Source organism: Arthrobacter sp. 147(2020), assembly GCF_013116715.1.
Taxonomy (GTDB): Bacteria; Actinomycetota; Actinomycetes; order Actinomycetales; family Micrococcaceae; genus Arthrobacter_D.
The window spans coordinates 54,118-61,974 of sequence record NZ_JABFOM010000022.1; the positions used below are offsets into that span (position 1 = coordinate 54,118).

General features: G+C 65.7%; 7 protein-coding genes. All 7 read right to left on the minus strand.

Going from position 1 to position 7,857, the window contains the following annotated elements; translation table 11 throughout:
- Positions 1-78 precede the first annotated feature (78 nt).
- Complete coding sequence (gene pafA / locus HMI58_RS13485) at positions 79-1,440, minus strand: Pup--protein ligase (protein WP_171620460.1); 1,362 nt, start codon at positions 1,438-1,440, stop codon at positions 79-81.
- The gene (gene prcA, locus HMI58_RS13490; RefSeq protein WP_171585197.1) at positions 1,440-2,177 is read right to left on the minus strand and encodes a proteasome subunit alpha; all 738 of its coding nucleotides are present in this window, start codon (positions 2,175-2,177) and stop codon (positions 1,440-1,442) included. The genes pafA and prcA overlap by 1 nt, the downstream gene beginning before the upstream one ends.
- Before the next feature lie 2 nt (positions 2,178-2,179).
- Positions 2,180-3,004, minus strand: coding sequence for a proteasome subunit beta (gene prcB / locus HMI58_RS13495; protein WP_171585196.1), 825 nt, complete (start codon positions 3,002-3,004; stop codon positions 2,180-2,182).
- Positions 3,005-3,009: 5 nt separating this feature from the next.
- The gene (locus HMI58_RS13500; protein ID WP_171585195.1) at positions 3,010-3,225 is read right to left on the minus strand and encodes a ubiquitin-like protein Pup; all 216 of its coding nucleotides are present in this window, start codon (positions 3,223-3,225) and stop codon (positions 3,010-3,012) included.
- Positions 3,226-3,275: 50 nt separating this feature from the next.
- Positions 3,276-4,862 (minus strand): depupylase/deamidase Dop, encoded by a 1,587-nt coding sequence (dop, locus tag HMI58_RS13505; RefSeq protein ID WP_205208183.1) that lies wholly within the window; start codon positions 4,860-4,862, stop codon positions 3,276-3,278.
- Positions 4,863-4,927: 65 nt separating this feature from the next.
- Complete coding sequence (gene arc / locus HMI58_RS13510; protein ID WP_318779222.1) at positions 4,928-6,619, minus strand: proteasome ATPase; 1,692 nt, start codon at positions 6,617-6,619, stop codon at positions 4,928-4,930.
- A gap of 175 nt (positions 6,620-6,794) precedes the next feature.
- Positions 6,795-7,857: tRNA (adenine-N1)-methyltransferase (locus HMI58_RS13515; RefSeq protein ID WP_171620466.1), on the minus strand; the 1,063-nt coding region annotated here is incomplete at its 5' end.

The following is a 7,857-nucleotide window of genomic DNA, read 5'->3' on the forward strand; positions in this document are numbered from 1 at the left end:
ATGAACCTCACCAGCCTAACGGTTGAGTAACTGAGGTTTCTCCCGCGCACCTGTTCCTCCGGCAGTTTCCCTGCGTATTCACAGCTGCGCGAGCAGCGCTTCGACCCGTTCGTCGACCGACTGGAACGGGTCCTTGCAGAGGATCGTCTGCTGGGCGCGGTCGTTGAGTTTGAGGTGCACCCAGTCGACGGTGAAGTCCCGGTTGGCTTCCTTGGCGCGCCGCACAAACTCGCCCCGCAGACGCGCCCGGGTGGTCTGGGGTGGGATGTCCACCGCGTTCTTGATGTCGACGTCGTCCACCACCCGGTCGGTTTCTCCGCGCTGCTGGAGCAGGAAGTACAGGCCGCGTTCCCGGGAAATGTCGTGGTAGGTGAGATCGAGTTGCGCCACTCGCGCCGATTCGAGCCCCAGCCCGTGGCGGCCGCGGTAACTGTCGATCAGCTTCTTCTTGATGGCCCAGTCGATCTCGCGGTCGACGAGCCAGTGGTCCCCGGTGTCAACGGCGTCCAGGGTGCGGCCCCACAGTTCAAGGATCCGCTCGACGTGAGGGGTGTGGGCGCCGTTCGTGTCGACAAACTGGCGGACCCGGGAGAGGTACTCCCGCTGCATTTCAAGCGCAGAGATGCGGCGCCCGCTGGCCAGTTTGAGCGGTTGTTTGCCGGTGAGGTCGTGGGAGATTTCCCTGATGCTGCGGATCGGGTTCTCCAGCCGGAAGTCCTTCATGATGACGCCGGCCTCGATCATCCGCAGGATCAGGTCCACCGACCCCACCTTGAGCATGGCGGTGGTTTCGGACATGTTCGAGTCCCCGGCGATCACGTGGAGCCGGCGGTAGTACTCGGCGTCGGCGTGGGGTTCGTCCCGGGTGTTGATGATGGGCCGTGACCGGGTGGTCGCGGAGGAGACACCCTCCCAGATGTGGTCGGCGCGCTGCGAGAAGGCGTAGATGGCGCCGGTCTGTGTCTTGAGGACCTTTCCGGCCCCGACCAGCAGTTGCCGGGTGACCAGGAACGGGATCAGAATGTCGGCCAGGCGGCTGAACTCCAGCTTCCGGGGAATGAGGTAGTTCTCGTGGCTGCCATAGGAGTTCCCTGCTGAGTCGGTGTTGTTCTTGAACAGGTACACCCGCCCGTCGTACCCTTCGTGGGCCAACCGCCGTTGTGCCTCGGCGACGAGGTCCTCAAGGATCAGCTCCCCCGCCCGGTCATGGGCGATCAGTTGGGCGACGTCGTCGCACTCGGCGGTCGCGTACTCGGGGTGTGAACCGACGTCGAGGTACAGCCGGGACCCGTTGGTGAGGAAAACGTTGGAGGACCTCCCCCAGCTGACCACTTTACGGAACAGGTAGCGGGCCACCTCCTCGGGTGAGAGGTGACGGGAGTTCGGTCCGGAATAGGCGATCCCGAACTCGGTTTCAATGCCGAAGATCCTGCGATCCATCAGTGCTGCGTCCCTTCGAGCATGGTGGCGACTTCAGCTGGGAGGAACCGTCGGAACGCGCGCCGCGCACCGCGGGTGGTCAGCGGGTCACGGTCCAGGACTGCGACCTCCAGGGCGCCGGCGTCCAGGCGGACCCGGGGTTCGCTGACGCCCCCGACGGCGCCTCCACCGTCGTTACGCAGGGCATCGACGGCCGTCCTCACCGCTTCGCCGAAGTCATGGTCGGCGTCCCAGCGGCTCGAGAGTGCGTCCACCACGGCGTCTGCCTGCCCACCCATCACGATGAACCGTTGTTCGTCGGCGATCGACCCGTCGAAGGTCAGCCGGTACAGGTGGTCCGAGTCCGGGTGGGAACCCACCTCGGCAACGGCAAGTTCCACTTCGAAGGGTTTGCTGTCGGCGGTGAACACGGCGCCCAGACTCTGCGCGTAGACGCTGGCCAGCCCACGGGCCGTCACGTCGCCGCGGTCGTAGGAGTAGCCCCGCACGTCGGCGTAGCGGACCCCTGCCTGCCGCAGGCTCTCGAACTCGTTGTACTTCCCGACGGCGGCGAAAGCGATCCGGTCATAGATCTCGCCGACCTTGTGTAGCGACGGTGAGGGATTCTCTGCAACCAGGGCGATCCCGTCCCGGCAGCTCAGCACCACCACCGAACGGCCGCGGGCGATTCCCTTCCGGGCGAAGTCGGCACGGTCCCGGGTGAGCTGCTCAGGAGACACATAGAACTGTTGGGTCATGCTCATGCCTCCCGGCCCGCCACTGACCGCGAGTCAATCACCTGGGCGGCGGCCAGGGCCAGTTCCCGCTCGGGTACCCGGCGGGCGCCTGCGCTGTTCGCCGTGTAGACCACCGGCCACAGCTGGCGGACCACATCGGGACCGCCCGTCGCGGAATCGTCGTCTGCCGCGTCGTAGAGCGACTCCACTGCCACCCGTACCGCGCGGTCCTCGTCAAGGTTCGGTTTCCACAGCTTCTTCAGTGCACCGCGGGCGAAGGCGGCGCCGGATCCGACACTGTGGTGTTCCTGTTCCTCGTAACGGCCACCGGTCACGTCGTAGGAGAACAGCCGGCCGACCCGCTGGGCGGTGTCGAATCCGGCGAACAGGGGGACCACGGCGAGGCCCTGGAGTGCCAGCGGCAGGTTGGCCCGGATCATCGCGGCCAACCGGTTGGCCTTGCCGTCGAGGCTCATCAGGTCGCCCTCGATCTTCTCGTAGTGTTCCAGCTCCACCTGGAAGAGCCGCATGATGTCGAGGGCTATGCCGGCGCTCCCGGCGATTCCCAATACCGAGTACATGTCAGCGGGGAAAACCTTCTCGATGTGCCGGCTGGCGATGATGTTACCCATCGTCGCCCGCCGGTCACCAGCCATGAGGACGCCGCCTGCGTAAGTCATCGACACGATCGTGGTGGCATGCGGCGCGACCGTGGGGGCGCTGGCCGGGGTGAGTCCCCCGGCGGAGCGGCTGGAGGGCAGCAGTTCCGGATGGTTCGCCCCGAGATACCCGCTGAACGAGGTGGAGGCGGCACGGCCGATCGACGCGGTGGCGTCCTCTAACTTCATGGAGGTTACTGCCCGCCCTTCTGGACGAATCCGCGGACGAATTCCTCGGCGTTGGATTCGAGGACCCCGTCGATTTCATCCAGCAGGTCGTCGACGCCCTGGGTTTGTGCCGTGGGTGTTCCGCCCTCGGGTGCCCCTGAAGTGTCGGGAACTCCGGTGTCCTGTTCCTCGTCCTGTTCCGCGGGGCGTGACCCGGTGTTTCTGCGGTCCTGTGTAGCCATGGCTGGCACCTTTCATTGCTGAGGATGTGATGCGCAATACCTAGTGAACTCTATGGTGCCATGTTGGATTGTGGCCTGCTCAATAGCCGCGAAACAAATTCTTCCGCGTCAGCCGACGCGGCGAACAATTCCCTGGTCAGCGCGGCGGTGCCCCGCAGTGGTTCCCGGGTCTGGATCCGTTGCAGGCGCCGCTGGGAGGGGAGTTCAAAGATGATTGAATCCCAGCTGGCACCCACCACCTCCCGCGGGAAGCTGCTGATGCAGTGCCCCCTGAAGTAGGCCCGGGTGTCCTCCGGTGGGTTCGAGACGGCGGCGGAGACCTGCTCGTCGGTGACCAGCCGGTCGATGTCACCCCTCGCTGACAATCGGTGGTAGATGCTCTTCTCCGGTCGCAGGTCCGAGTACTGGAGGTCCACCAGGGCCAGCCGCGGGTCGTCCCACGCCATCCCGTCGCGACTCCGGTACGCCTCGAGGACCTTGAGTTTCGCCACCCAGTCGAGCTGCCCTGCCGCGTCGAGGGGGTTTCCACGCAGCACATCGATCAACGACCCCCACCGGTGCAGCAGATCTGCGCTTTGCGGGTCGGTGCCGCCCTGCCGGTCGGACTCGCGGAGGCAGGCGTCGAGGTACATTTCCTGCACATCCAGTGCTGTCACCGAGCGGCCATCCACCAGCCTGACACGGTGCTTCAGGGTGGGATCATGACTGACCGCCTGCAGTTCGCGGACCGGATCGAGGATTTCCGGGACCGGGGCACTCTGCCGGTCAATCAGGGACAGCACGAGTGACGTGGTCCCCATCTTGAGGTAGTTGGACGTCTCGCTGAGGTTCGCGTCCCCAATGATCACGTGCAGGCGCCGGTACTTTTCGGCAACTGCGTGCGGCTCGTCCCGGGTATTGATGATGGGACGCCGGACTGTGGTTTCCAGCCCGATCTCGTTCTCGAAGAAGTCGGCCCGCTGGCTGAGCTGGAACCCGGGTGCCTGGTTGAACGCCCCGATACCGACCCGGCCTGACCCGCAGAGGGTCTGTCGCGTGACGAAGAACGGGATCAGTACCGCGGCGAGGTGGTGGAACGGGACACTGCGGGGCACCAGGTAGTTCTCGTGCGAGCCGTAGGACACGCTCTTATTGTCGGTGTTGTTCTTGTACAGGTGGACGGGCGCGAAGCCCGGGGTGGCGGCGATCCGCCGCATCGCCGTGAGGGCGACGGCGTCGCCGGCACGGTCCCAGAGGACCGCGTCCAGGGGGTTGGTCACTTCCGGGGACGAGTATTCGGGGTGTGCGTGGTCGACGTAGAGCCGGGCACCATTGTTCAGGACCAGATTCATCAGCACCGCGGAGTCCAGGGGGCCGACGTCGTCGAGCGGCGGGTCCACCATGGCGACCTGTTCAGCGGTCAGGACCGGTGGGGTGTCGGTGAGCTGGGACGGATCGGCTGAGTGCCGGGCCTGGTGCCAACCCCGCGCGTCCGCCAGCGGGGCCTCGTCGGTGTAGTCCCACCGGGTGCCCGCCAGGTTGCCGAGACCTTCGCGGAGGGTCGCTGCGTACGCGTTGACCACCTGCGAGGACAGGATGGTGGCGTTCGCGTCCGGGATGGACGGGGCGATGATGCCGTACTCGGTTTCGGTGCCCATCACGCGGTGGGCGGAGAACCGTTCAGGGTCGAGGACAGAGGGATCGGTCGGCGGTCCGGCTGGTGTCACAGATACTGTCCGGTGTTGGCAGTGGTTTCGATGGTCTTCCCAGGTTCCTGACCTGCCTTGCCCTGCACGATGGTGCGGATATAGGTGATCCGCTCCCCCTTCTTCCCGGAGATCCGCGCCCAGTCGTCCGGGTTGGTGGTGTTGGGAAGATCCTCGTGCTCGCGGAATTCGTCGACGACGGCGCGCAGGAAATGCTCGATCCGCAGACCCTTCTGGTTGTCCAGCAGCAGGTCCTTGATCGCGTATTTCTTCGCCCGGTCGACCACATTCTGGATGACAGCCCCCGAGTTGAAATCTTTGAAGTAGAGCATCTCGGTGTCCCCGTTGGCGTAGGTCACCTCAAGGTATTCATTCGATTTCTCGGTGGAGTACATTTTCTCGACAGTGCGCCGGATGATTGCCTGTACCGTGGCGGCACGGCTGCCGCCGTGCTCGCCCAGGTCGTCGGCGTGCAGGGGCAGGTTCTCGGTGATGTACTTGCCGAAAATCTCTGCAGCTCCCTCCGCGTCGGGGCGGTGGATCTTGATCTTCACGTCCAGCCGGCCGGGCCGGAGAATCGCCGGGTCGATCATGTCTTCCCGGTTGGACGCACCGATCACAATGACGTTCTCCAGCTTCTCGACGCCGTCGATCTCGCTGAGCAGCTGCGGAACGATGGTGGTCTCGACGTCGGAGGACACGCCGGTGCCCCGGGTCCTGAAGAGGGAGTCCATCTCGTCGAAGAACACCACGACAGGGCTGCCGTCCGACGCCTTCTCGCGGGCGCGGGCGAAGATCAGCCGGATGTGGCGTTCCGTTTCGCCGACATACTTGTCCAGCAGCTCCGGGCCCTTGATGTTCAGGAAGTAGCTCCGGGTTTCGCTGGACCCGGTCCGTTCCATCACCCGTGCGGCCAGGGAGTTCGCTACCGCCTTGGCGATGAGGGTTTTGCCGCAGCCCGGCGGGCCGTACAGCAGGATCCCCTTCGGGGCTTTCAGCCCGTGTTCCCGGTACAGGTCCGGGTGCAGGAACGGTAGTTCGACGGCGTCACGGATCTGTTCAATCTGGGGGCCGAGGCCGCCAATGTCCTCGTAGGCGATGTCCGGTACCTCTTCGAGGACCAGGTTTTCCACTTCGCTGCGCGGGATTTTCTCCAGCGCATACCCGGACCTGTTGTCGACTGAGAGGGCGTCGCCGACGCGGATCCGCTCCGCCTGGAGGGGCCCGTTGAGCCGAACCACCCGCTCCTCGTCGGCGCGTCCGATGACGAGGGCACGGTCGGAGCCCAGCAGTTCCTTGACAGTCACCAGTTCGCCGGCCCGCTCGAAGGCCAGGCCTGCGACGATGGTGAGGGATTCGTTTAGCAGCACCTCCTGGCCGGGCATCAGCTGCGCCAGGTTGATCAGGGGGCTTACGGCGACCCGGAGTTTCCTGCCGGACTGCAGGATGTCGGCGCTCTCCTGGAAGGTGGCCGCCGCCGTTGACCCCGGCTCCGTAGCCCGCTGGGCGTTGATCTGGATGATCGTGCCGAAGCTGAACGGTGTGGCCCCCTCATTCTCGAGGGCGCCCTTGAGTCGCACGATCTCGGCCCGCGCGGTTTCGAGAGCGGCCACCAGTTTGGTGTTGTTCTGGGCCGCGGACGCGAGCTGCCGGTCGATGTTGCGCAACCGGTCCCGCAGGACGTTCAACTGGCGCTGGGTCGCCGCCAGCTGGCTGGCTGCCGCACCGGCCTGATGCGCTTCGCCAGCCGATGGTTCCGTTGGATCAACGTTCTCGAAGTCAGCCATGCGTATCGCCACCTTCAGTGCTTGGTTATTGCTCTCCTTCGACCATAGCGCAGAGCGCCGGGTAATACCTGAAAGTCGGCTGCATGAGGGGCGTCGGCTACTGGCCGGAAGGCTCGTCCGGCGTCCGCAGGTTGTCGGCTGCGACCTGGTCGCGGCGGGCCTGGGCCTCGTCGGCTGGCAGTGCGCCGCGCTGGATGGTGGAACTGGCGTCACGGGCGACCCTCCGCAGCCGCTTGTCGGAGACCTCACGTTCGCCGACCGCCTGCGGGGTCCAGGCGTTGAGGTCCTCGGCGCTGAAATCGGTTTTGGAGGGGCGCCGCTTGGTGGTCAGGCCGGTGACCCCGTGTGCCAGGCGGCGGGTGATCAGTAGGAAGCCGGTGTGTGCCACCATCCGGTGATCGGGCCGCACAGCGAGTCCTTCAAGGTGCCAGCCGCGCACCATCGACTCCCAGCCGTCCGGTTCGGTGAACCGGCCGTCAGCCCGGATCGCTTCAGCCGTCCGGGACAGCTGGGTCACGGTGGCCACGTAGCTGATCCAGACACCGCCGGGGGTGAGCACCGTGGCGACGGCGTCCAGGCACTCCCACGGGGCGAGCATGTCGAGGACCACCCGGTCGACGCTTCCCGGTTCTTCCTGTTCGACCACTTGTTCCTGGAAATCTCCCAGGGAGATTTTCCAGGCCGGGTGGGGGCCGCCGAAAATTGTTTCGACGTTGCCTTGAGCGATGTCGGCGAATTCGGAGCGGCGTTCAAAGGAGTGGAGGTAACCGGCGTCGCCGACGGCCCGGAGGAGAGAGATGGACAGCGCCCCCGACCCGACACCAGCCTCGACCACGCGGGCCCCCGGGTAGATGTCCGCCATGGTGATGATCTGTCCCGCGTCCTTGGGGTAGACCACTGCGGCCCCGCGCGGCATGGACAGGACAAAGTCGGAGAGCAGCGGGCGCAGCGCCTGGTAGAGCTGGCCGCTGGTGTTTTCGAGGACCGTGCCCTCGAGGGAACCAATCAGCCCGTCATGCAGCAGGAACCCCTTGTGGGTGTGGAACGCGCCGCCAGGGGTCAGGGTGATGGTGTTCATCCTGCCCTTCTCGTCGGTCAGCTGTACTCGCTCACCCGCGCGGAACGGGCCCCGGCGGGCGGCGGCACCGTGGGGTGGGTGG